We start from the raw sequence: 656 nt of genomic DNA, 5'->3' as shown, positions 1-656 counted from the left end.
CGCAAGCGCTTGGGCTGGAAGACGCCGTACGAAGTGCATACAGGGGTGAGCGTTGCACTTATGTGTTGAATTCAGGGAGTCATTGATTGCGCTGACAACGAAATAAAATCGTTTTTCTGGACTGATGCAGCATTAGCCACTGAAAAGAATTGGCATCGTTTTCTAAGTCGAGGAGCTAAGAAATATACAAATATGAATATGGGGTATAGGCCACTCCGAATAAACCAACAGGAATGAGGCAAATCATTAGAACTAGGTTAAGACATAAGCTCGTTGATCGGGTCCCTCCCATACATCAATCCGAATAGCGGGCATGGGCAATGCAACGGTACGTCCTTTATGCAAAGGCGTCTCTCGATGTTAATAGCAGCGCCTATTCCGTCAGCAGTGCTCCGCAGCACGAATATCGCCTGCGATGCGATCCTAGACCACAAGCGGCTCACACACGCCAACTCACCGCTGTTCACTTAAACCTCCGCTCTTTAACAAACTTAATACTCCAAAGCTCACTGCCGGCGCCGGCCCGGCGTGGATCGAGCAACAGCAGCGCACGCTCAACGCCCAATACGACTGCGGCCGAAACATCTACGGCTGGGACGGCGACACCCTCGCTTATGAAACACGCTACAGCGACAACCCTGGCGAACGACGTCTGA

1 protein-coding gene is annotated in these 656 nt (G+C 51.2%); it reads right to left on the bottom strand.

Going from position 1 to position 656, the window contains the following annotated elements:
• Nucleotides 1-463: 463 nt before the first annotated feature.
• Nucleotides 464-656 (bottom strand): hypothetical protein (locus GHO41_RS30160; RefSeq protein ID WP_218580290.1); only part of this gene is annotated, 193 nt, incomplete at its 5' end.

Source organism: Pseudomonas sp. FSL R10-0399 (assembly GCF_009600165.1).
Taxonomy (GTDB): Bacteria; Pseudomonadota; Gammaproteobacteria; order Pseudomonadales; family Pseudomonadaceae; genus Aquipseudomonas; species Aquipseudomonas helleri.
The sequence above is the reverse complement of the archived record's forward strand: the minus strand, read 5'-3'. Positions and strand labels throughout refer to the sequence as shown.